Source organism: Gilliamella sp. LMG 34359 (assembly GCF_984569085.1).
The window spans coordinates 1,230,799-1,256,309 of the sequence record NZ_OZ474906.1; the positions used below are offsets into that span (position 1 = coordinate 1,230,799).

Consider the following 25,511-nt stretch of genomic DNA (forward strand, 5'->3'; position numbering starts at 1 on the left):
AAAGATCATTCTGCCATAAAATATACTCTTTTTTTTAATCATAAAAAAAATTAATCAACAATAACGATATGCCTGTTTGATTTATAGTGTGTATAAAAATTGATATTAAATAATAATTCTATCTAGTTATCGTTTATAATGATTTGAAAATTTTAGGATGAAATAATTATGACAAAACGATGCAGTTGGGTCTCAAATGACCCGTTATATATTGATTATCATGATAACGAATGGGGTTATCCTCAATATGATAGCCTTAAACTATTTGAAAAAATTTGTCTTGAAGGACAACAAGCCGGATTATCTTGGGTCACTGTATTAAAAAAGCGAGACGAATATCGGCGATGTTTTTTCAATTTTCAGCCGGAAAAAATTATCCAATTAACCACAACTGATATAGAATTATTACTTGAAAATACAGGCTTAATTCGCAATCGTTTAAAGCTTAATAGCATCGTGAAAAATGCGCATGCCTACTTAGCTATGCAAAATAATAATGAGAGTTTCTCGCAATTTATTTGGTCATTCGTTGATGGTAAGCCAATCATCAATCATTTTAAAGATAAAAGTGAAGTCCCTGTTAGCACAGAAATATCCGATAAAATGTCAAAAGCCCTAAAAAAGAGAGGATTTACATTTGTTGGCACAACAATTTGTTATGCATTTATGCAATCGATGGGGTTAGTTAACGACCATTTCGAAGATTGTTTTAAAAAATAAGGGGAAAATTAATGACAATTATCAATTTAATAAAATATTGTCTAATAGCACTATTAGTTTATTTTATCATTTGTAACGTTGTTATTTTTATCTTTGCTAAACAAAAACCAGCCGCCAATGCTGATACCTTAGTTGTTTTAGGCTCGCAGGTGGTTGGCACACCTGCCCAAGCTCCACTTACTTTACAAATTAGATTAAATACCGCCATTAATTATTTGCAAAATAATCCCAATACCAAAGTGATAGTTTGTGGAGGTCAAGGCCTAGATGAATCAGCAACAGAAGCAAGTGTGATGGCTAAATATCTTATCGACAACGGCATCAATGCTGCTCGAGTTTATCAAGAGGACCAATCCAAACGTACTGCAGAGCAATTTATTTTTGCCAATCGAGTTTTACCTTTAGGTAGAACAGTAGTAGTAACTAATGATTTCCATATTTTACGTTCAATAATGCTGGCTAAACGTTCAGGAATTAATGATGTATCTGGCTTATCTGCTCCATTAAGCTTTAATAATGGTGATAGGTATGTTGCATTAATTCGCGAGCCACTTGCATTGGCAAATTCTTGGCTCTTTGACCACCCTAGTAATAATACCAAACCGGCGAATTAACGACGAAATAATGGATAAAATACGCTAAAATTAGCGAATAACGGCCAAAGCGGTAGTCACTACTGTTTTTGTCGAGCGTCCATGATATTATTAACTATCAAACTTTAAATTAGCTATAAACAAATATGAAATCAGATACAATTGTTGCGCAAGCAACGCCGCCCGGTCGTGGCGGTGTGGGCATATTGCGCATATCAGGTCCTAAAGCCCAAGAGGTAGCGCAGGCAGTATTAGGTAAATTACCTAAAGCAAGGTATGCCGAATATCTTCCATTTTTAGCAAACGATGGCTCGACACTTGATGAAGGTATTGCGCTATTTTTTCCTAATCCGCACTCGTTTACTGGTGAAGATGTGCTTGAATTGCAAGGTCACGGCGGCCCAGTTATTTTAGATTTACTTTTAAAGCGAATTTTAGAAATTTCTGGTGTGCGTATCGCAAGGCCGGGTGAGTTTTCGGAAAGGGCATTTTTAAATGATAAACTTGATTTAGCCCAAGCCGAAGCGATTGCTGACTTGATTGATGCCAGTTCAGAACAGGCGGCTAAATCTGCTATCTCGTCTTTACAAGGTGTATTTTCTAAAAAGGTTAATTCACTGGTTGAATCCTTGATTCATTTGCGTATTTTTACCGAAGCGGCTATCGATTTTCCGGAAGAGGAGATTGATTTTCTTTCTGACGGTAAAATAGAAGCAGAACTTAATCAAGTTATTCAACGATTAAACGAAGTCCGCCAAGAAGCTAAACAAGGCTCTCTATTACGCGAAGGGATGAAAGTGGTTATTGCTGGTCGTCCAAATGCTGGAAAATCCAGTTTGCTCAATGCATTGGCAGGTCGTGATGCTGCTATTGTTACCAATATTGCCGGCACTACTCGTGATGTACTGCGTGAACATATCCATATTGATGGTATGCCTTTACATATCATTGATACCGCTGGACTGCGTGAAGCAAGTGATGAAGTAGAGCGGATAGGTATTGAGCGTGCATGGCAAGAAATAGAACAAGCCGATCGGGTTTTATTTATGGTCGATAGCACAACAACGAATGAAACCGATCCCGAAAAACTTTGGCCAGAATTTATTGAGCGATTGCCAAAAAATATGCCGGTTACTGTGATTCGCAACAAAGCAGACTTAACCGGTGAGGCACTTGGTTATAGCGAAGAAGAGGGATATGCACTTATTCAATTATCCGCTCGTACGGGTGAAGGTGTGATGTTATTGCGTGAGCATCTAAAACAAGCTATGGGGTTTACGAGTAGTACTGAAGGTGGTTTTTTAGCTCGACGTCGTCACTTGCAAGCACTTGAAAAAGCAGCTGAGCATTTAAATAATGGTCAATATCAACTTATTACATTCCATGCAGGTGAACTCTTAGCCGAAGAGTTAAGATTAGCTCAAGAAGCGCTGAGTGAAATTACTGGTGAATTTACTTCTGATGATCTATTAGGAAGAATATTCAGTTCATTTTGTATAGGCAAATGAGTAAAACGAGCCCATAAATTTACATCTTTAAAGAATATTTCCAATAAATAAGCCCATATTGCTTTCTAAGCATTATGGGTTTAATTCATCTAGCCATTTAAAAAATAGGGATAGAAGTTAAAAGTTCCATCCCAATGATGAGTTTTAAGATAATAAAAAGTTAAGCTGATCTATTTATTCTTACCCGCATTGCTTGGAACTAAAATTAAAATTGACATAAAGCATAACAGACAAAAACCAACATTAATCCAGAGTCCTATTGCTGCTGCTATCGCTATGCTTTGCCCATTAGCAATAATTGCAGCATAAGTTGATGCCGAAATCGCCACACCGAATGCACCACCTAATGAACTTGCCATTTTATATATTCCTGATGCAACACCAACTTTATCTTCTGGAGCACTAGCTATTGCGGTATCAATTGATGGTGTGGCATAAAAGCCTAAGCCAAGACCCAATAAAATATAGCCGGCAAACACCGAAATAATATAAAACATATCCGGTAACAAAGTCAGCGTCATCAAGGCAATACCCGAACCAGTAATTAACGGCCCGAGTAACATTGGTTTTTTCGCACCAACTTTTTGTAAGATCTTTTCACCTACTCGAATCATACATAAAACCGAAACTAAATAACCAATGGTCAATAATCCATTTTCGAAAGAGGTAAAGCCTCGCCCTTGTTGAGTATAAGTACTGGCAACAATTAATGTACCGGCAACAGAATTGAGCAGAAAATTAGATAAGGTAGCGCCACGATAAGGGACATTCTTAAACAGTGAAAAATCTATAAATGCGCCATTCGCTTTGCGATTTTCAATAACAAAAAATAAAATCAGAAAAACCAAACATATCATAGCGAGTGATAATGTCGTTACACTAGTCCAACCAAAAGTAGATCCTTTGGTGATGACAAGGTTTAACGTAACTAAAGTGATAACAAAAACGAATAGTCCAACATAATCAAATTTAGGCAAACTTGATGGATCGTCAATTTTAGTTTCTGGTGTCCCTTTCAATAACAACATACCTAACAAAGCACAAACAATAGAGATAATAAAAATCCATTGCCAACCTAAATAGGTTGCTATCGCACCGCCGGCCAGCACGCAAGTACCTGAACCGCCCCAAGATCCTATCGACCAAAAGCTTAATGCGCGCTGACGATTTTTACCTTGATAATAGGTTTTCACTAACGCCAAAGTCGATGGCATAATACAGGCAGCAGATAAACCTTGGATAATACGACCAGTAATAAACAGCACTTCACCTTGTGCGCAGATCAAACAAAGGCAACCAATAATACTTAATATAAAACCCAAATAAGTAAAGCGAACTCGTCCAAAACGATCAGCGAGTCCACCGGCAACCACAATAAAACAGCCAGAAAAGAGGGCGGTTAAACTTACTGCTAAATTAAACGATGCAGGGGTAATACCGATAGAGTGCTGAACCGCTGGCCCGACATTAACGATTGACTGAGCAAAAAGCCAAAAAGTAATCACCCCTAATACAATGCCGAATGTTAACCGGTTATGACTTTTAAACTGTTGTATGGCTGAATTTTGAGTATTTAACATATTTAAATTTGACATAGCTACACGTAATCCTTATTTGCTTAAATAGGTTTCCGTTAATGCAACCCAATATGCTGCCGCAGTAACAATACAGTTATCATTAAAATCATATCCAGGATTATGCACACTACAAAAACCGGGTTCATCGCCATTACCGATAATCATATAGCAGCCATTGGGGTTACTCTCTAACATAAAAGCAAAATCTTCACTACCCATAAAAGGATGGCAATTATCATGAACGCGATCTTTACCGACTAATTTTTGGGCAACATCAAAGGCAAATTTTGTTGCATCCGCACCATTATGTAAAACCGGACTACCATTGACATGCTCAATTTTTACTGAGGCACCAAAACTTTCCGCTTGTGAAGTGGCAACTTCGCTAATACGCTTAAGTAGTAACGCCCGGGTATCATTATCCAGTGCTCTAACGGTTAGTTTCATAAGTGCATCGCTGTTCACCACATTTGGCGCTTCACCAGACTGAATACAACCAATCGTGATAACGGCTTGCTCAAAGGGTGAAACATTGCGAGAAACAATACTCTGCAACGCGGTGCCGATATAACAGGCAACAAGAGTGGCATCAATTCCTCGTTCAGGCATGGCACCGTGAGCTCCTTTGCCTTTAATCTTGATATGAATGGTATCGGATGAGGCCATAAGTGCACCGGTTTTAAAATAAAAATGACCTTCTTTAAAACCTGGCATATTGTGAATACCGAAAATAACATCACAAGGAAATTGTTTAAACAGACCATCATCCACCATCACTTTGCCACCATACAATAACTCTTCTGCTGGTTGGAAAATAACATGTAACGTGCCATCAAAATTACGGGTTTCGGCAAGATATTTAGCTGCGCACAGTAAAATAGTCGTATGTCCATCATGACCACAACCATGGAATTTGCCATGGGTTTGACTGCTCCATGGTTTTCCTGAGGCTTCAACAATAGGTAGCGCATCCATGTCGGCTCTAATACCAATTTTTTTATCACTAGTACCATTTTTTAAAACACCAACCACCCCGGTTTTTGCTAAACCACGATGTACTTCATAGCCCCACTGAGCCAACTTACTTGCCACTAAATCGCTGGTTTTATGCTCTTCAAAACCTAATTCAGGATGTTGATGAATTTGATGGCGAATATCAATAAACTCTTGCTCTGTTTTGCTAATCGTTTCCATAATATGCTGCATTTTAGGCTCCTAATTAACCCGAATATCGTTGTTATCAATAAAAAGAAGGGAGACAACACATCTGTGCTTAGATCAAATTGAAATCCTCAAACAACTCAATCACTAAAACCGCATAGATGAACAAATATACAATAACCCCTAATTTTGTCGATGTCGATTATTTCTATCATGTGATATTGGAAAATTGCGAAGTCGTAGTTGCCTGATAATATGGATTATCATCAAAAAGTGAGAAAAAATGCGGTTAACTAACCACATTATTAGCGATTCTAAAAAATAGATTTAACGAACCGAGATGCTTTTGCTTAATTAATCTAAGCACGGGTAATAGACTAATTAACTTATGTTACAAAATGACTGGCAATTATTTTTTCAGTTATGCAGATTTAATTTAAATTTCCTCTAAAAATTGGTTTGGCACATTCTCGGTTAACCATACACCATTATCCGCCAAATAAAACTTAAAACCTTGTTGAAACATTGCTAACGCGTTAATTTTCAATACAACTGGTTTTCCATGACGTTTACCAACGGCTACAGCTGTTTTTGTATCAATTGAAAGATGAACATAATGACGTTCGCCGGCAATCAAACCTTGTTGTTGAATAGAATCAAGAAAACGGGTTGCGGTACCATGATATAAATATTCAGGTGGGATTTTCTCTACATGAGCAATGTTAACTTGACTAGTCGAATGTCCTTGAGCAGCACGAATTTTTAAACCATCTTCGGAGAGGGTAAAGCGTTTTTTATCATTGGTTCTAACGACTTCGGTAATTAATTCTTGAGAAATTTGCATACCATGTTTCTTCGCTTGCCGAATTAAAACATCTATTCCAACCCAACCATCACTATCTAATGTGATACCAATAGACTCTGGCTTATGCCTTAAAACATAGCTTAAAAATTTACTGATCTTCACTAAATCTTTACTTGTGCACTTGATATTTATTTTTTTACTCATATGCTAAATATTTGTACTATTAAATAATAAGTTCGATTCTAGCTTTTATTAACTGTAATACAAGATATATTTGTATGTATCATAAAAATATTGAAAACTATCAATGCGATATAAGCATAAAATGCCAAACTTTAATCAAATTGTGTACGTTCTAAAATTTTTTTTACCAAAATATCGGCTGCCCTTTTTTAAAAGTTGCCTGTTGCAACTATGAATAACCTTTTACCGATTTATGCTAAATAGTTTTTTGCGTTAATCTCTCAAAAGGATTAACAATCTTTATTTGATAAATAACTAGCGTCTATTATTCATTGCAAATATTCAATTGATATTCAAAAGCTAGAAAATATTGCATTCTTAAAACAACTATTAGTTGATTTTTCTGCGGATTGATTGGCCTAATATAATTGCGATATTCACTAGATAATAGTGATAATGTAGATATGCTATAGTCGAAATTAACGAAATAAAATAAACAAATAAATTTTTTTTAATAATATTGCTCGTCATCTCGGTAAAAATCATATTATTATCTTTCAAACCTAAATTTTATCTACAATCTTAACAAGAGAATAATTATATGATTTTTATAATTTATTCTATTGGAAAATGTGGTGGTATTTATATGAAAAAAGCTGGTTAGGTTTAAATGCTATAATCCTTGATGATAGAAAAGGGTTATTAAATTTAAAGGTGTTAAATAAATTATTGCGCTTAAAGTCGATCGAAGGGTATTCTCTAAAATTGTAAACTACTTTAATCGTAAAATAAAAGCAGCTTTTGATTAAAGCGTTAAATCTTTAAGGCAACTATTTTATGGAGATAACTAAATCTAAATTATTTCAGGAGTTAAAGGTAAAAAATGTATAACAGAGATAATGTTAACTGTTTTAAAATCAAATGTGTGGATTCACAACATGTAATAATCGATGCGGTAATTAATGTCTGGAGTGAAAAAAAACACAACCCAACCATCATAGATCTTTCTAGCAACCAACCTTATAGCTATCAGGGGTTATATGATATTGTTTCAATGGAATATATCGATGCTAACGATAAAATTTTCAAAACAGAAGATATTAGAACTTTTGACACTTTTTATAAACTATATAGCTTAACAACAATCAATAATATCAAAATGTTAATTAAAGGGTGTTGTGCCCAATATTATATGGTTAAGTTTTTAACTAACACTTTATTAACCATGAAACTTAGTTTAGGTCAGAGGGTTGATTATAGTACACCTACAGTCAGTCTCTTTGCGCCAGAAGAGGATATAAAACAAATAGTCACTATTAACGAGCAAAAAAATTATTATTGTACTTGGTTAGAAAGTATTAAAAAAATACCCTATTAGAACTAAAAACCAATTTGGTTAATAGGTATGCAAATTTAAAATGATAGTTTAGTCAGAAATATGTTGAAAAAATTAGCCAAACAAACTCTAATAAATAATCTACCGAAATATTAAATTCGCAATATAGTGGATTATATAAACGCAGATTTGCTGATAAAGTATTTAAGAATAATGGTTGTTTATTTCATCAATAAAATGTATTAATAAAACAATATAAGTAATAGCAAAAAGAGATTAACCCAACAGAAAAAAAACGCATAAATATAGATGATAATGATATGAAAGTTAATAAATTAACCTTAATTGGCTTATTATTTTTTAATCAATATAAAAGTAGCATACCATGCAAGTAGATAAAATAGCCGTTTGTAAGCCAATCGAAACCTTAGTTAATACGCTACTAAAAAAAGGTTTTGCAATTGCTGAAACTAAAATAAGTGATTATCATTTCCATGAATTGTCTTTCATATTGAAAGGTAAATATACTAGCGAAATAGATCACATCAGTCATCTTAAAATCAAGAAACTTGATGATGCTACTTTTACATGTCTTTGCCATTGGTCTACAGTCAATTTAATATATGAATAATGGAAGTTTGCAATACCTTAGACTTTTCCTCTTTCCTTATCTATAGCACTATGGCTAAAACTAAACTATTCATAATTTAACCAAACTCAATTAACAAAACTTAAGATGAATTAACACCAATTTTTCTGCTGATTACTGTCGACGAGGGTGGATAGAACGGGGTTTGCCTGTAAAATCACATTAAATAAAATATTAAAAAAAATGGTAAAATGATGAATATCAATTTTTGCATCGACATTGAATTGATTTAATGTTAGCATAGTTCGGTATAAATTTGTGTGTGATGATGTTTCATTGTTAATATTATGGATTTATTAATGAAAAGCTATTTATTTGCATGGAGTTTCATTGTTCTACCCGCGACGGTTGCCTTAGCCGAACCGCCGCCCACGCAGCAATTTAGTGAACAACCGTTTATCCATCAACCAGCGCATGAAAAAGCACTGCCAGATACCTTAATCCCTTCATCGCTAGACATCCATTTATTAACATCCATTACCGCGACCAGTGAAGTTATTTTTCCAACTGAGCCTTTATACCTTAACGTTAATCAAGCGCTATTATTGGAAATAGATAACTCACCGTGGCTTAAACCTGTCAATAAGCTTATTCATCTGGCTGGCAGAATTTAACCGGTGGCGTAATAGGCATACGAGGAAATAATTATGGTTTTTATTATGACCTTTTTGCCGGCAAACCGATTCACAAACCCAAAGGTTTCCACACCAATCCATTAGCATTAGGCTTTAATGTTAACTGGAACTATTAAAATAATAATAAAGATATACAAAGATATACAAAGCAATCTGCAGCAATAGATTTCTAAAAATAAAGTAAGTCCTAACAATTAGCTATACCGAATATCAAGTAAAAATAAGAAGTATAAAGTCAGTAAGGAATAGGTTATGAATAAGAATTTATATCGTGTCATTTTTAATAAAAAACGTGGTATGCAAATGGTGGTTGCAGAAATAGCCACCACCAGCAAAGGTCATCAAAAAGCTGCAACCGATGAAAAACCGCTCACGGTTAAAGGGCGCTTTTCCACGCTTAAACCCATAACCTTATTCGTTTCATTATCTTTAGGCTTTGTCACGCTTAGCTTACCGGCATACGGCAGTGATATTGTTGCGGACAATCAGGCGGCTAAAAACCAACGGCCACAGGTTATTTCAACAGCCAATGGTATCACGCAGGTCAATATCCAAACGCCCAACAGTAAAGGGGTATCACACAATAAATACCGGCAATTTGATGTATCGGAGAGAGGGGCGATATTAAATAACAACGGCAAAATAAGTCAGACACAAATTGCCGGTTATGTGCAAGGTAATGAGTTTTTAAAAAGTAGTGGTCCGGCAAAAATCATCTTAAATGAAGTTAATTCACGCAACCCTAGCCAATTAAATGGGGTGATTGAAGTGGCCGGGCAAAAGGCGCAGGTGGTTATCGCTAACCCCTCGGGGATAACCTGTAATGGTTGTGGATTTATTAATGCCAGTCGTTCAACGTTAACGACCGGTAAGCCTATCATGCAAAATGGCGAATTAACTGGTTATCGGGTCGAGCAAGGTCAGATAGTGGTCACCGGTAAAGGGCTTGATAGCACCGGGCAAAGTTATACAGACTTGATTTCCCGTACGGTATCGGTCAATTCAGCGATTTGGGCGAATGAACTTAATGTGGTCACCGGTAAAAATCAGGTCAGTCAGGATGGTAAAACCATCACCCCATTGGCAGATAGTGGTGAGCATGACAAACCAGAAGTCTCAATTGATGTATCACAGCTAGGCGGCATGTATGCCGGCGCCATCCGAATGGTGGGGACCGAAAAAGGGGTTGGGGTGCATAATGCGGGTGAATTGGGCGCCAGTGTAAGTACGCTTAGTATTAGTGCAGATGGTAAAATCACCAACCGTGGTGCCATACAGGCTCAGCAAGATATCGAGCTGCGTAGTCGGAATGATATTGACAATCAAAAACAGATTTACAGTAAACAAAAAGTCACCTTAAGTAGTGGTAAAACCATCAGTAATGATGGCACATTAATGGCGAAAAATGATATAAAACTTAATGCCAAGCAGATTAATAGTAGCCAAAAAAGTGCTATCATCGCTGGGGTTGATACGCAAGGTAAACTAACCCAAGCTGGCAATATTGAAGCTGATGCCAACAAGATTGCCTTAAATGGACAAAATAAAGCCAGTCAAAAATTAGCTTTAAATGCCAAGCAGAGTGTTAATCTGGATAATAGCCAAACTTACGCACACGAGATAAAACTCAACAGTGAGCAACTTTCACTTAAATCGGCGCAATTACAAACCGAGCAACAACTTAATTTAAATCACTCCGCCGCAATTGATACCTCCCATGCCACCTTGCAAACCCAAAAAGGCATTACCTTAGTAACGGATAAATTAACCAATAACAAGGGTACCTTTATTGCGCAAGAAGATATTAACCTCAAGGCAAACCAGGTACAAAGTCAGGAAGCGAACCTCTTAACTAACGGCAAATTAACCATTGATGCCAATGATATTGCGCTGCAAAAAGCCACATTGAGTGCTAAAGGTGCTATTTTGCTGTCTGGGGATAAGGTAAATGCGGATGAACTTGCACTGGTTACCGAGCAAACCTTACAGGTTAACGGCCAAACGTTATCGACAAATCAGGCTGATTTACAAGCGAAACAGTCAATTGCTATAAATGCCAATAACTATTATGCACAACATCTTAAACTCATCACCACCGGTGCACTATCACTCAAGGCGAATAATTTACAGTTAAATCATTCACAAATCAGGGCGTTAAATAATATTGATATTACTGCTGATGCGCTACAAAGTCAGCAATCAAATTGGTTAACGAATAATGATATCAACGTAACCGCCAATCACATCGACAACCAATCGAGCAAAATCAATGCTGTTGGTACAATTAACTACCAGTTTACCTCGTTAAATAACAACTATGCCCACTTAATTAGTGGTCGAGATTTAACCTTTACCGGTGATAACTTACAAAACCAACAAGCAACATGGCAAAGCGGTAATCACACCAATATTACTATTAACGGATTATTTGATAATCAATTCAGTACCCTTATCGCCAAAGGCCAATTAGCCATACGTGCCTTAACGATGAATAACGATAATGGTCAGTTAATTTCTGACCAGACGTTATCCATTGATAGCAAACAATTGAGTAATCATAACGGGGTATTACAGGCTGAGCAAGGGCTGAATTTAAACGTAGCCGAGCAACTTGCTGCACACGCCGCTAGTTTATATTCAGGTCAGCAAATGGTTATTGACAGTGACAACATTGACCTGAGTAATGCCACTATCGGTGCTAAGGGGGACATTACCTTAAAAGGTGCGCAGCAGCAATTAAACCATAGTGAAATTTTATCTAACGGCCAAATTCAGCTATCGGCAACCAATCTTAAAGCCGATGATGCGGTTATCAAATCTGCCAACGATTTAACTATTCAAGCGTTAGCTTTTGCCGCATTTAACCGGGCTCAACTGGTGACGAATCAGATATTAACGGTTGTGGCGGGGCAGGCTGAAAGCGCAAGCTCGATGATGTATGCCAAATTGGGAATGGGCATGCATGTTAATGCGCTAAATAACCAAAACGGCAGTTGGTTAAGTGAAGGGGCCATTTCGCTGTTTGCTAAACAGTTTAATAACCAAAACGCAACCATTGAAGCCAAACAAAATATCGATATTACTGCTGAGCAATTCAATAATCGTGACGCAGCATGGTTAACCGAGGGTGGGCTGATTATTGATGCTACTAACATTGATAATCACGCTACGCAGATGCAGAGCAAAGCCGGCATAGACATTCATGCTCAACATCAATTAAGCAATGATAATGCTTTGCTTATCAGCGAACAGGGTATCAATATTCAGGCTGATGAGATGAGCAATACCCATGCCCAGTTTTCCGGCAATCAATCTATTGATATCAATGCCCATCGTCTTGATAACCAATATAGTGCCTTTTTTTCCGGCGGTAAAATAAACCTCATAAGCCAAATTTTCAATAATGAAGATAGTGAAATCAAAGCTAAACAAGGGATTGATATCCAAACGCAATCCGCTGACAGTGACCGGGCCAATTATGTGACTGAAGGGGATTTCACTTTCAGCAGCCAACAAGCCGCCCTGAATAACGCAACCATTGCCAGCAAAGGCAAAATGAATATTACCGGTGACCAGCAATTATCATTGCAAGATGCTCAGTTAACATCACTGGGGCAGATGCAGCTTAAAGCTAACACACTTAATAGCTCAGCATCAGACATTTACAGTTTAGGGAATATTGATATTACCGCACAAACCGTAAAGAATAATAACGCCTCACTCATCAGTGACCAAGACATCTCCATACACGCTGACACGATAGATACAACTGAGAGTGAAATAGGCGCAGAGGGGAATATCAACGTCAGCGCCATAACACTTAACAATAATAAAGCCATATGGGTAGCTAAAAAAGCCATCAGCATTAATGCGCAGCAGTTCGCCAATATTGCCGCTCAATTAGCCAGTCATCAATCACTCAAGATTCATGCTAAGCAAATTGACAATCAGCAGGCCGTGCTTAGTGCAAAAGAAACTATAACCATTGATGCTGATAAGCTTGATAACAGCCAGGGAAAATTATTCAGTAATCAATCGGTCACGCTGGTTGCCGACGAGTTAAATAATCGTGAAGGCACTATCAAAGCCGACCAGGCCATCACCATTAACAGCCAGCAAATGGATAATAATAATGCGATTTTGGTTGCTGAAAATGCTATTGATATTCAGGCTGACACACTGAATAATAGCAAAGCATCGTTGCAGTCTCAGTCACAAATCACCGTAAAAGCCAATCAGTTAAATAATGAATCAGCGTTACTTTTGGCGGGGGAAAAAGGGCTTAATATCACCAGCGGGCAGCTGAATAATCAGCAGGCGCAACTCTTTTCCAAAGGGGATTTAATCCTTAATAGCCAATATATTGATAACCAACACGCGAATATTCTAACTGAAAAAGCACTCAATATTAATGCCCAGCAGATTAATAACCAGCAGGCTCAATTGCAGGCTAAAGGTAATCTTACGCTTCAGGCAGTGGCGCAAAATAATCAGCAAGCGACCATTTTATCGGAACAAGATATCAAACTAACGGCAACCGATAGTTTAGATAATCGTGATGCGCAGCTAACGGCAAATGGCGTAATTGATATGCAAGCGAGCAATCATATCAATAACTCACATGCTAACTTGCTCACTAATCGGGCTATTTTATTAAATTCAGCCGATGTAGATAATCAATTGGCGTCATTAAAAACCAATGGGTTAATTGACGTCAAAGCCGGCTCGCTTAACAATCAACAAGCGGAATATCTGGCTAACGACATCGTACTGACCAGTCCCAATTTGAATAATCAACATAGCAAACTCACCGCTAATGAAAAACTCATTATTGATGCCCAACATTTTGATAACACGCAAGGGCAGTTACTGGCCAATGATATCTATTTAAAAACGAAAGCATATCGTGGTAATGGAAACATTCAGAGTAAAAACAATTTATCGCTTGATTTAGAAGAGACGTTTGTTAATGAAACGCAATTGTCAGCCAACGGACATCTGTCGATTCGCACACAAAACGACATCATCAACAAAAATAAAATCACCGCAGGTAAGCAAGTTTCCTTAGAGAGCCAGCAGTTAACCAATGAGCAACAAGCGGAAATTAGTGCTGAATATCTGGCGTTAAAACACCAAAATGTGACAAATCACGGGTTAATTGATGCAACCACCGCCGTGATGCGAACCAATAAACTCGATAACTTAGGCGGTGGTCGGATTTATGCCGATAACTTAGCCATTCATGCCAACTGGTTAAATAACTTAGCAAAAAACAACCTCGCGCCGGTGATTGCCGCCCGGCAAAACTTCCATTTAGGTGTGGAGACCTTAAATAATTACACTCATGCACAATTACTCAGTTTAGGGAATTTTATTATTGGTGGCGGCCTTGATGAAAACTGGAATGTGACAGGCATGGCCAAGCAAATCAATAATCACTCGGCCACCATTGAAGCGCATGGTGATTTATCTATTGCGGCCAATCAACTTAACAATATCAATGACCATATTGTCACTGAAATGCGTAAAAGTGATGAACCACCTGAAACCGAAACCTACTTCCAAACTTCAGCCGGGGATGGTCAAATAAAATATTCACCTGATGAAGTGACATATCGTATCCATACAAAATATATGCCCGGTGTAGCTTGCCAAAGTAATGGCCATCATCATAGATGTTATTATTGGTGGAAGGATATTCCTGAGCATTTAAGACACACAGGCCGCTTGCAACGCATGAGTGTTCCCTCTAAAGGTGTAAATGGTCAGGGAGATTCATGGGAATATAATGTCATTAAACATACATATCGTACGGTTATATTAGAGACAGACCCCAGCAAAATCAGTGCTGCGGGTAATGTAATTATTCGTGGACAAACCATCAATAATCAAGACAGTAAAATAGTTGCCGGCAAAACTGTCAATATTAATGCCGCTCAATTGAATAATCAATCTCAAGAAGCGATAACTAAATATGTTTATTCAGGCAAAGTTTATCTGCATAAAAGGTTAAAGCAAGATAAATATTCATTTCAAGATAAAGGTGACTATACAAAACCCGATGAAATTTTTATTGATAATGCCTTAAATAAAAATATTGTCGATCATCAAATATTTGAAAAAACACAACTGACCGAGCAACCACGCAGTGAAGTTAATGTGGAAAACAGCCACAACTCTGTTGCGGTGGATAAAACGGTCAATGATACCCTTAGCCAACAAGCGAAAGTGGTTTCAACGCAAAGTATTGCCATTAATTCAAATCAATCGGATAAAACGAAAATCAAAGCCGATGCTTACCATCCGCAAGGCTCAATTACTACCATTGAGTCCAAACCTGATACCAATATTGAAGAAGATCTGACTAATCAAGAGCGTCAGCATAGCGCAACTAATGAGTCGGTACCGCAAGTGAGTAATGATATCACGCCGAGCAAAACCATTAGTGTCTATGAGCCAAACTTAACCTTACCGGACAATAGTTTATGGATTGTGAATAAAGATACCAACAAAAATTATCTTGTTGAAACTGATCCGCGTTTTACTAATCGTAAAAAATGGTTAAGCTCTGATTATATGCTTAAGCGTTTAACGGCTGATCCTGATTCAGTATTAAAACGGTTAGGAGATGGTTACTATGAACAACAACTTATTCAACAACAAATTGTTGGTTTAACCGGTCACCGTTATTTACAAGGTTATCAATCTGACCTTGAACAGTATCAGGCATTAATGGATGCTGGGGTCAGTTTTGCTCAAGAATTTGGCATTGCCATCGGACTTGAGTTAACCGGCGAACAAATGCGCGCATTAACAACCGATATCGTCTTGTTGGTGAAAAAAACGGTTATGGTTAACGGTCAACCAACCGAGGTATTAGTGCCCCAAGTTTACATCGTAAACCGCCCGCAATTAGGTACTGATGGGGCGGTGATTGCCGGTGATAATGTTTTTGTCAAAGGTGAACAACTCAATAACACTGGATTAATCGCGGCCAAACAAGATGCCCTATTAGATGGCTATAATGTGACCAATAAAGGGACGATTTATGGTGGTCGCGTTGAAATTGATGCCCAAAATGACATTATTAACTATGGCAAATTAGTCGGTGACAAATTAGTTTACCTATCCGCCGATAACGATATCAATTTATTATCAAGCACCCGCACACAAACCCGCGAGCGAAATCTGCTGACCAATATCGATCAGGCGAGCACAATTCAAGTCAACAATGGCAATATTGTGATTAATGCTGGGCATGATATTAATGCTAAGGCGGGTTATATCGTTAACAGCGGTAAAGAGGGAACTACATGGTTACAGGCCGGGCATGATATTGGATTAACCACTGCCGATATTGAAGAAAAATTTGATATTACTAGCAAAAAAGATTATCGCAGAACAGATGAAAAAGGCGTGGTCGGCACTGAAATTATGGCGGCCAACAATATTCAGCTGGTAGCAGGTAATGATATTAAAGCTAAAACGGTTGGGATAACTGCCGGTGGTCATCTCGGCTTACAAGCAGGAAACGATATCAGCATTGAAGCGTCCCAAGAGCACTTTGATTTAGATGAATTTCATAAAAGCAAAACGAAAGGATTCTTGAAAAGTAGCAGTGAAAAAACTCGAACGATTATTGACAACAACAAACAAAAAGGCAGTGAACTTTATGGTGATAGCGTAACAATAAATGCCGGTAACAATCTATCAGTGACCGGCAGCCAAGTGGTGGGCACCAATGACGTCAACTTAAAAGCCGGCAACGATATTAAGATTGATGCGGCGGAAGAGTCCTATTACCGCAAAGAGCAAACGATTAAGAAAAAATCGGGGCTAATGGGCAGTGGTGGTATTGGCTTTACGATAGGTAAAGAAAAAGAAAACCTAAAACAAACTGATACTGAGCAAGCCTATGTTGGTAGTGTGGTGGGTAGCACCGATGGTAGTGTCAATATTCAAGCAGGGAAAGATATTGCGATTAAAGGCAGTGACGTTATCGCTAAACAAGATATTAAGTTACAAGGTGAAAATGTTAATATCGAAGCGTTAGATGCCAAAACCACCTATAAAGAAGAGTATAAATACGAAAAATCGGGGTTAACCGTGGCATTAACCGGAACGGCTGCCGATATGTATGAAGCGGCACAAGCGGTTAAACACGCGAAACATCAAGATAACGACAAAATACTCGCCCTGCAATCGATTAAATCAGCCTTAAGTGCCATTGAAGCGATTGAAGATTTGCAATTGAAAAATCAGCAAGGACAATCACAGGCATCAATCGGTATAAGTGCGATGGTTGGTACGCAACGTACTGAGCGTGAAGTTAATGAGGAACAACATAATGTAATTAGCAGTGGGGTTTCAGCCGGTCGAAATATTCATATCATTGCCAGCGGAGATAAAAATCAACAAGGTGGCGATATCACCTTAAAAGGCAGTGAAGTTAAAGCCGGCAATGATATCAACCTGACCGCTAATCACGATGTCAATGTGATTGGTGCGGTCAATACCCAGCACAGTGACCGTGATGAAAAAAGCTACGGTGGCGGCGTTGGTATACAGCTACAATTTGGGGGTGATGAAAGTGGTTTCCGCTTCAAAGCTAATGGTAACTTCAGTCGTGAACGGGAAAATGCGGATGGCAGTGCATGGACTGAAAGTATTATAGAGGCGAAAAATAACCTAAATATCAAAACGGGTAATGATGTTAACATTATCGGCGGTCAGCTTAAAGGCGACAGCGTTAAAATGAATGTTGGCAATAACTTAAATATCCAATCACTGCAAGATACGGATGATTATGACTATGAAAAAATCAGTGCTTCGGTAAGTGGAACAGCCGGCTTTGGTGGTTTTAGTGCCAACGGCTCATTATCGGCAACCAATATTGACAGCAAATGGGCAAGTGTCACCGACCAGTCGGGCATATTTGCCGGCAAAGGCGGATATGATATCACGGTGGGCAATAACACTGACTTAAAAGGGGCGGTGATTGCCTCTGAGGCAGACGATATCCGCAAAAACAGACTCGATACCGGCACAATAAGCTTTAGTGATATCGAAAACAAAGCCGACTTTAACGTTACGCATGTATCGGTCAGTGGCGGTACCGGCGGTCCGGGTATGCCGACAGCTTACCAAAACAGTGATTCAGCATCGAGCACTACCAAATCCGCGGTAGAGCAAGGTCAATTAATCATCCGTAATCAAGATAAGCAACAACAAAATATTGCTGATTTAAGTCGAGACACCGAAAGTGCCAATAATCCATTAAAACAGATTTTTGATAAGCAAAAAGAGCTGGATAAAATAGAAACCGTTGAGCTAATAAAAGATATCGCCCAACAAGCAAAAAGCATCACACAAAAGTATGACCGAATACAGGCACAAAAAGATATCGAAAACAATAAGGAACTTCTATCCAAAGCAGAAGCTTTGAAACAATATAATGATTTAAGCGATGAAGACAAGGCAAAAATTTCCTTTGAAAAATTTTATACGGATAATCAGGATTATTGGTATTACGCGGCTGTTGATACACAGTTAGAAGCAAATAAGCAAAAAGGTAACAATATCGGTACCATGGGCAGTGATGTCAGTAAAGGCATAGACACGGCTACCGCCATTATTACCGGCATTATCACCGGCGATATAACCGGCGGCTTAGCTGGCGCCAGTGCGCCATGGCTAGCTGAGCAGATAAAACTGCACACCGGGCATCTAGATAAAGACGGTAAATGGCAAACCGATGATATTGCCAGCAACTTAATTGCTCATGCAATACTTGGCGCAGTAGTCGCTGAGCTACAAGGCAACTCAGGACTTGCTGGTGGAGCCGGTGCAGTGGCCGGTGAAGTTGCAGCAGATATCATCCGCAAACAACTGTATGGCAAAGACGTCAAAGATTTAACCGAAGAAGAAAAACAAACCATCAGCGCACTATCGCAATTAGCAGCAGGTCTGGCAGTAGCTGCCGGTGGCGGTAGTGTTGGTGATGCTGGCGCTGCTATTAATAGTAGTAAAAATGCGGTTGAGAATAACTTTTTTGTTTCTAATGGTACTAATGGATTCAGTTTTCAGCAAGGTGTGGTTGACAGATTTGAAACTATGAATCAAATCTATGAAGATTGTATGGGAGAACCAAATTGTACTTTTCAAAAATCATTAGATGCAGGTTTAGCTTCCAACTTTGAACCGTTAACGGATGAGCAAAGAAAGGCTCTTTTATATAATATTCCACTTTTTGGACTTGTTTATGGAACTAGCGACGCAATAACAGAAGGTGATTTAAGTAATCTTTTAGAGGCCGGGATAAATCAAATACAAATAAAAAATATTGTCTCGATAATTAACGCAATTAAAATAATACATTTTACGCAACCAAATACCAATAAGGTTAAAGGTAATGTCGAGGCCAATGTTGATGCTAGTGGAAAAGCTCGAGAATCTTCTAACTTTAGAGAGCATGTTAATAAAGAACGAGAGGTAAATGCTAGCAGGCAAACAGAAAATACGTCGTCAACTCCAATTATTAATCCAGCAACCAATAAACCTGTTACTGACCATATAATTGTATCATCAGGTAAAGCACCTAAAACATCAACACCAAATTCCATTTATGAGGTATCAAGGGCAGATGGTTCTAGAAGTATTACTTATTATGATGAAAAAGGTAATTGGTTCTCAAGAGAAGATTATGGTCAACTTACTCCTCACGGACAAATGGGAATAGGTTCAGATGGACGGGTTGTACCTCATGAACATAAACAAACATATTATAATTATAATGGTAACATATATAAAGGTAAAAGGTTTTATAGAAGAATTGATAAAGATGGTAAACCTATAGGTGATTGGATTTTAGATAAATAATACTAAAAAGGAGAGTTAATATGTCTAGCTTTGTTTGTGGTTATATAGAACCAATATTAAATGAGAATAAATTAAGTAACTTATCTGACTATATAAAAAATAGTCAATTGGGAATAGAAAAAATCTCTAAAGATTGGTTAATTAATTATCCTGACTATTTAATTCCCAATGATAATATATTTACTTTTTTAATCGGCGATGTTCCCGGTTATCCTAATTCTACTTATTTAACCAGTTATGATGAATATGCACCAAATATAGATATTGGTTTTCCTCCGGATCCTAAGGAACGCTTAGATATACTCATTAATACATTGATTGACATGATTAAAATTACCCATGCATCAAAAATGGTAGTTTCTATAAATGAATGCGATCAAATAGAAACCATAAAAAAAATAAAGTTCGCTGAAATGCGAGACGTTATTCATGCTGATTTTGCAAAATATCAAGCCCCACCAGATACACTTTATGAAATCATCTGTGAATAAATTTATAATTAAGTTTTTCAGAACTTGATAATTTAGCTTGTTATAAAATATAAAGCAGTTTTATCAACTTGAATTGAAAAATTTAAAATGTCATATGGAAAGATGTGCTATCAAATGTGCATCTTTCCATTTATCTTTACAAAAACACTTCAATAAACCAACTCGAAATAACCATTATCTAAAAAATATAATTACCAATTAGGGATGTTGCTGGCAGTGGTGGTTATGATATTACCGTGGGCGAACATACCCAATTAAATGGCGCGGTGATAGCCTCAAAAGCTGACCCGTCAAAAAATCGCTTAGATACCGGCACTATTGGCTTTACTGATATTGAGAACAAAGCGGAATATGATGTCAGCAGCATCTCTGGCTCTGTTGGGGTAAGTAAAGGACAGGATAGTGGCGGTTTTTCACCAACCAGTGGTCAACCAACCATTTATGACCATAACGATGAAGCCTCGAATATTACCCATGCGGCAATCAGTGACGGTGAGTTAATCATTCGTGACCAAGATAAACAAACACAAGATATTAATGAACTCAGTCATGATACCGAAAATGCCCATAGCAAACTCAAACCAATCTTTAATAAAGAAGATGAGCAGACCAGATTAAACATTGTCACTAGCTTAAAAGAGTTAGGCGAACAGGTTAAAGAGCTCGAACGCACTATTCATAAAGATGCCGGTAAAGACTCACAAGATGGCAAAATGGGCAATGACTTTAGTAAAGGCGTTGACTCAGCCGTATCAATTATTACCGGCATTATCACCGGCGATATGACCGGCGGCCTTGCTGGCGCCAGTTCACCATGGTTAGCTGAGTAGATAAAGATACAAGCCGGTGATAACGAAACCGCGAGGTTAGTTGCCCATGCAATACTTGGTGCGGTAGTGGCTGAACTACAAGGCAACTCAGCATTATCTGGTGGAGCCGGTGCTGTGGTGGGTGAAGTTGCGGCAGATATCATCCGCAAACAACTGTATGGCAAAGAAGTCAAAGATTTAACCGAAGAAGAAAAACAAACCATCAGTGCATTATCTCAACTAGCGTCCGGTCTGGCAGTAGCTGCTGGCGGTGGTAATTTTGGTGATGCCAGTGCGGCTATTAGTAGTAGTAAAAATGCGGTGGAAAATAATACAGAATCAATGGACTGGTGGCGTGAAAAACATAAAGGCAGTATTGATTATTATAAAGATAAACTTAGAGAAACTCTTGGTGAAAATACGATTTCACAAATCATCAATGGTGCACTGACTGCTTATGGTGATACGGTCGATCTTGGTGCTGGTGCTGCAGATACTGTTCTTGATGGTGTTCTTGCATTAAGTAGTTGTGCCGTGGGGGTTAATTATTGTGATACCGCATTGAACGACTTGAGAAAAGCAGATCAAACCGTGGCAAACGCCGTAAATGCGATCATTAACGGCCAAGCATGGGATGCGATTAAAGATAATTTTGTTAAAGCTGCTAATGGTGATCAGATAGCCCTTGAGAATTCAGCAGCATTTTTAATTAGTGTAATTACACCGTCTAAAGGATTGGGAAATGTAGGTAAAACAGAAAAACTTATCAATAAATCAGATAAAGTTATTTCAGATGCTAATAAAGCAGGTAAATTGGATGAGGCATTATCTGATGTTAACAAATTAGACAAAGAATATTTTGAAAATCAGTATGGTAAAAATAATGTTGAGCAAGGATTTGGTGATTATAAAGAAACTAAAGACAAGGTAATAGAAAATATAACAGAAATCCAAAAAGGTAATGATACTAGTTCTTTTGGTGAATATAATAAATTAGAAGGTAAGGTTCAAGAAGATTTAGGTATATGGCCACCAAATAGTGGAGCTTATGGACCAATTGAAAAAGTCACGCTTAAACCAGGAGCAACGGTTGATAGATATGGATATGATACTGGTTACTATATATCCCCAGAAGGTATAGCTTTTGAACAACGAGCAATACCTTCATCTTCATTAGAGAAACCTTATAAAGTTTATGAAATAATAAAACCAATAGAAGATGTATCACAAAGTAAAGTTTTACCATGGTTTGGTCAACCAGGTCAGGGAACGCAATATAAGTTACCAAAACCTGTGAAATGGTATTTAGATAATGGTTACATAAAAGAGGTGATAAAACAATGAATAGAAATGAATTAAAAAAAATTTTAGATGCTAAAAAAGTTCCCCATATGTCATATAGTCTTGATGGAATCAAAGATGGTGATTGTCTTTGTATTGTTCAAGATAATGAAAAATGGCTATTAATTCACAATGATCGTGGTAGTAAAAACTATATAGGTGATTTTAATTCAGAAGATGAAGTTTGTAGCGAATTCTATGCAATACTGAAAAGAAACTACAATTGGACTAATTAATTGAAAACTGAATAGTACGTACAATAATGGAATGTATTTTATGAACTTTCAGTTCTGCGAGCCCTATCGCAGAACTGGTTTAACTATTTATCAATTCTGAGATTTACTTATCAAGTTAAAAAATTAGCTTATCTTTTTAGTGTTAATAGAGATAGACTTATCTGTAGTGAATCTGAGTTCACTCAGCCGTAATTTCCTTTTGTTAATGAATATTTTGTGTCAATAAAAGAAATTAGATGTGAGTATATTAGTTCTAACTTAATCTACACAGAAACTTGAAAAATGAGCGTTACTAGTTTTTACATAGGGTATCGAATATTCAATCAAAAAAGTTACACACATCCTTCATACACATAACCAAAGCAAAAAACATAAAACAGTTTTATTAACTTGAGCTAAAAAATTTCAAAATGTCCATGTGGAAATATGTGCTACCAAATGTACATATTTCCATTTATCTTTACAAATACACTTCAATAAACCAACTGAAAATAACTATTATCTAAAATATAATCAATCTATTAGAAAAGTTGTTGGTAATGGTCTATCACCAACCAGTGGTCAACCAACCATTTATGACCACAACGATGAAGCTTCGAATATTACCCATGCGGCAATCAGTGACGGTGAGTTAATCATTCGAGACCAAGATAAACAAACACAAGATATCAATGAACTCAGTCATGATACCGAAAATGCCCATAGCAAACTCAAACCAATCTTTAATAAAGAGGATGAGCAGACCAGATTAAACAAAACATCATCAGCAGCAAATGAATTCCGTGCTATTTATAATGGATATGTAGTAAGTTTTAAAAGTTTTGGTTACAGTGATGAAGAAGCTGAAATAATGGCTGGTAGAACCATTGCAATAATGATGATGATTAATGGTTTGGAAAGGCATTTTGCTTTACCTATAATAAATAGAGCATTAAAAGGAAGTAAATTATCAACGGCCAATGAAAGTAAAACTAGTAATATAACGGGAAAATTAGATAAAGATTATTTTGAATCAGTATATGGAAAAGAAAACGTTCAACAAGGTGGTGGAAATTATAAAGAAATAAAGGATAATATAAATAATAATCATGCAGCAAATCAACAGGCTAATAAAAGCAGTAATTTTGATGAGCATGTAGTAAATGAGAAAGGCTTGGGGAATGCTGGAAAGGGGACGGCTGGGGCTACTAATCAGTTAACATCAAATAACTTTATAGCTGATGTAACTCAACATAACACTCAACTTGGTGTGCTAAATAAAAAGAAAGATAATATCTCCGGAGCTCATAAACAAGATGCTTTTTTAGAGTCAGCCGAAATATTAGGAGCTAAAATTAATCTCAAAGTTACAGATAAAAATTACCCTAGTTTAATTGAGTACCAATATCAGCTTCCAGCTAAAGCCGGAAATGATCCAAATGCAGGTCAGATTGTAGGGTATAAGAAAGAAGCGGCAAAAACAACTTATGATCCGGCTATACTATCGGATTCAAAAGTAGCTGATATGTCAAATAAGGCGGCAAAGCAATCAGAAAGTTATTTTTTATCAAATCCAAACAAGAGAGAATATTCAGTAAAAGTTGATGGTTATTGGTTTCAGGTAACAAGAGATGCAAAAACAGGAAAGGTGAGTAATGCTTATATGACAATGCCTCCAAGGAATTCTAAATGAGCAATAAAATAGAATGGTTAAGTAAAGTTGAAAAATATATTATCGAAAACGGTGGAGTAGATTTATATTATTTACTTGAAACAATGTATAACGAAGAAAAGATGAATTTTCTACAATTTATATATGATGCATCAAGAGGTATCGGTTGTGATGTGCATGAAGGATTAGGATATGCCTTAGACCAAGATTATGATAGCCCTGATGATTTTAAGAACGTAGATTTTTATGTTGGTGAAATGGATAGTTCTGAGTTAACGCCTCAACACTTTGTTGAACTTATGCAAGTAATATCGGATAGTTATATTGACGCCCACCCTAAGGATAAGGCATCAATAGAGCACTATATGTCGAAGCTAAGAGAGCGTTATTCATAAGTAGTGAATGATCCCAGCTTAAAAACTGGGAGTTTAGCTTACTTAAGATTACCGCTGAAAATATAAGGAAATAATATGTTATTAATAATGTTAGCCATCTTTTTAATAAATATTATTTTCTTAATGAAAAATCCCGTATTGAATAAGTGGATAATTTACTCTGTATTAAATCCCCTAAACGAACTCATACAGGCGAAAGGCGATATGTCCAGTCCCTATAGTGGTATAATTCATGCGGGCGGTGAGTTAGCTATGGTGGGGGACAACATAACACGTATGGATACTAATAGTTATACGACTCACCACAAGATCGATCTATCACTATTCATCAACCGTCAAAAAAGTAACCAGCGCACCGCCGTATAGGTCAGCTTAACTTTTTTTCAGCAAATTAGTCGCCGGAAAGGGGACTGGTGTTACAAATACTGAAAAACTAACTGGCGGTGCGGCTAGAGCAGAACAATATTCAAGTAATTGGGCTACAGCAAGTCTTGATAAGGCTATTAATGAGTTTGCAGGCTCAAATCCAATAATAACTACAAC

At 37.3% G+C, this 25,511-nt stretch carries 17 protein-coding genes; 14 read left to right on the forward strand and 3 right to left on the reverse strand.

The window, feature by feature from the left end:
- Positions 1-168: 168 nt before the first annotated feature.
- The 3 genes from AC5LXV_RS05720 (at position 169) to mnmE (ending at position 2,821) form a co-directional block, all read left to right on the forward strand.
- Positions 169-720, forward strand: a complete 552-nt coding sequence (locus AC5LXV_RS05720; RefSeq protein ID WP_493467613.1) for a DNA-3-methyladenine glycosylase I — start codon at positions 169-171, stop codon at positions 718-720.
- Positions 721-731: 11 nt separating this feature from the next.
- Positions 732-1,334 carry a YdcF family protein gene (locus tag AC5LXV_RS05725; RefSeq protein WP_493467614.1) on the forward strand — a complete coding sequence of 201 codons (603 nt, stop codon included), beginning with the start codon at positions 732-734 and terminating at the stop codon, positions 1,332-1,334.
- A 125-nt stretch (positions 1,335-1,459) separates the two neighbouring features.
- Positions 1,460-2,821 carry a tRNA uridine-5-carboxymethylaminomethyl(34) synthesis GTPase MnmE gene (gene mnmE / locus AC5LXV_RS05730; RefSeq protein ID WP_493467615.1) on the forward strand — a complete coding sequence of 454 codons (1,362 nt, stop codon included), beginning with the start codon at positions 1,460-1,462 and terminating at the stop codon, positions 2,819-2,821.
- A gap of 170 nt (positions 2,822-2,991) precedes the next feature.
- Here mnmE and AC5LXV_RS05735 read toward each other — a convergent pair whose 3' ends face one another.
- The 3 genes from AC5LXV_RS05735 to AC5LXV_RS05745 form a co-directional block, all read right to left on the reverse strand.
- The gene (locus AC5LXV_RS05735) at positions 2,992-4,416 is read right to left on the reverse strand and encodes an MFS transporter (protein WP_493467616.1); all 1,425 of its coding nucleotides are present in this window, start codon (positions 4,414-4,416) and stop codon (positions 2,992-2,994) included.
- Positions 4,417-4,431: 15 nt separating this feature from the next.
- Entirely contained in the window at positions 4,432-5,604 is a 1,173-nt protein-coding gene (locus AC5LXV_RS05740; RefSeq protein ID WP_493467617.1) for a M20 aminoacylase family protein, read from the reverse strand.
- A 391-nt stretch (positions 5,605-5,995) separates the two neighbouring features.
- Positions 5,996-6,568 (reverse strand): RNA 2'-phosphotransferase, encoded by a 573-nt coding sequence (locus AC5LXV_RS05745; RefSeq protein ID WP_110434316.1) that lies wholly within the window; start codon positions 6,566-6,568, stop codon positions 5,996-5,998.
- 862 nt (positions 6,569-7,430) lie between these two features.
- Here AC5LXV_RS05745 and AC5LXV_RS05750 point away from each other — a divergent pair.
- From AC5LXV_RS05750 to AC5LXV_RS05800, 11 genes are all read left to right on the forward strand, one after another.
- Positions 7,431-7,925, forward strand: coding sequence for a hypothetical protein (locus tag AC5LXV_RS05750; RefSeq protein ID WP_493467618.1), 495 nt, complete (start codon positions 7,431-7,433; stop codon positions 7,923-7,925).
- A 343-nt stretch (positions 7,926-8,268) separates the two neighbouring features.
- Positions 8,269-8,514, forward strand: coding sequence for an AraC family transcriptional regulator (locus AC5LXV_RS05755; protein WP_110434313.1), 246 nt, complete (start codon positions 8,269-8,271; stop codon positions 8,512-8,514).
- Positions 8,515-8,831: 317 nt separating this feature from the next.
- On the forward strand, positions 8,832-9,146 hold the full coding sequence (locus AC5LXV_RS05760; protein ID WP_493467619.1) for a hypothetical protein: 315 nt from the start codon (positions 8,832-8,834) through the stop codon (positions 9,144-9,146).
- A 273-nt stretch (positions 9,147-9,419) separates the two neighbouring features.
- The gene (locus AC5LXV_RS05765) at positions 9,420-20,045 is read left to right on the forward strand and encodes a two-partner secretion domain-containing protein (RefSeq protein ID WP_493467620.1); all 10,626 of its coding nucleotides are present in this window, start codon (positions 9,420-9,422) and stop codon (positions 20,043-20,045) included.
- 20 nt (positions 20,046-20,065) lie between these two features.
- Entirely contained in the window at positions 20,066-20,536 is a 471-nt protein-coding gene (locus tag AC5LXV_RS05770; RefSeq protein WP_086362887.1) for a hypothetical protein, read from the forward strand.
- A 236-nt stretch (positions 20,537-20,772) separates the two neighbouring features.
- Entirely contained in the window at positions 20,773-21,366 is a 594-nt protein-coding gene (locus tag AC5LXV_RS05775; RefSeq protein WP_493467621.1) for a hypothetical protein, read from the forward strand.
- A 66-nt stretch (positions 21,367-21,432) separates the two neighbouring features.
- Positions 21,433-22,689 (forward strand): glycohydrolase toxin TNT-related protein, encoded by a 1,257-nt coding sequence (locus AC5LXV_RS05780; RefSeq protein ID WP_493467622.1) that lies wholly within the window; start codon positions 21,433-21,435, stop codon positions 22,687-22,689.
- Entirely contained in the window at positions 22,686-22,922 is a 237-nt protein-coding gene (locus AC5LXV_RS05785; RefSeq protein WP_493467623.1) for a hypothetical protein, read from the forward strand. The genes AC5LXV_RS05780 and AC5LXV_RS05785 overlap by 4 nt, the downstream gene beginning before the upstream one ends.
- Positions 22,923-23,340: 418 nt before the next feature.
- Positions 23,341-24,594 (forward strand): CdiA family toxin C-terminal domain-containing protein, encoded by a 1,254-nt coding sequence (locus AC5LXV_RS05790; protein WP_493467624.1) that lies wholly within the window; start codon positions 23,341-23,343, stop codon positions 24,592-24,594.
- Complete coding sequence (gene cdiI / locus AC5LXV_RS05795; RefSeq protein WP_110424027.1) at positions 24,591-24,968, forward strand: ribonuclease toxin immunity protein CdiI; 378 nt, start codon at positions 24,591-24,593, stop codon at positions 24,966-24,968. The genes AC5LXV_RS05790 and cdiI overlap by 4 nt, the downstream gene beginning before the upstream one ends.
- Positions 24,969-25,172: 204 nt before the next feature.
- On the forward strand, positions 25,173-25,334 hold the full coding sequence (locus tag AC5LXV_RS05800; protein ID WP_181415299.1) for a hypothetical protein: 162 nt from the start codon (positions 25,173-25,175) through the stop codon (positions 25,332-25,334).
- Positions 25,335-25,511: the final 177 nt, after the last annotated feature.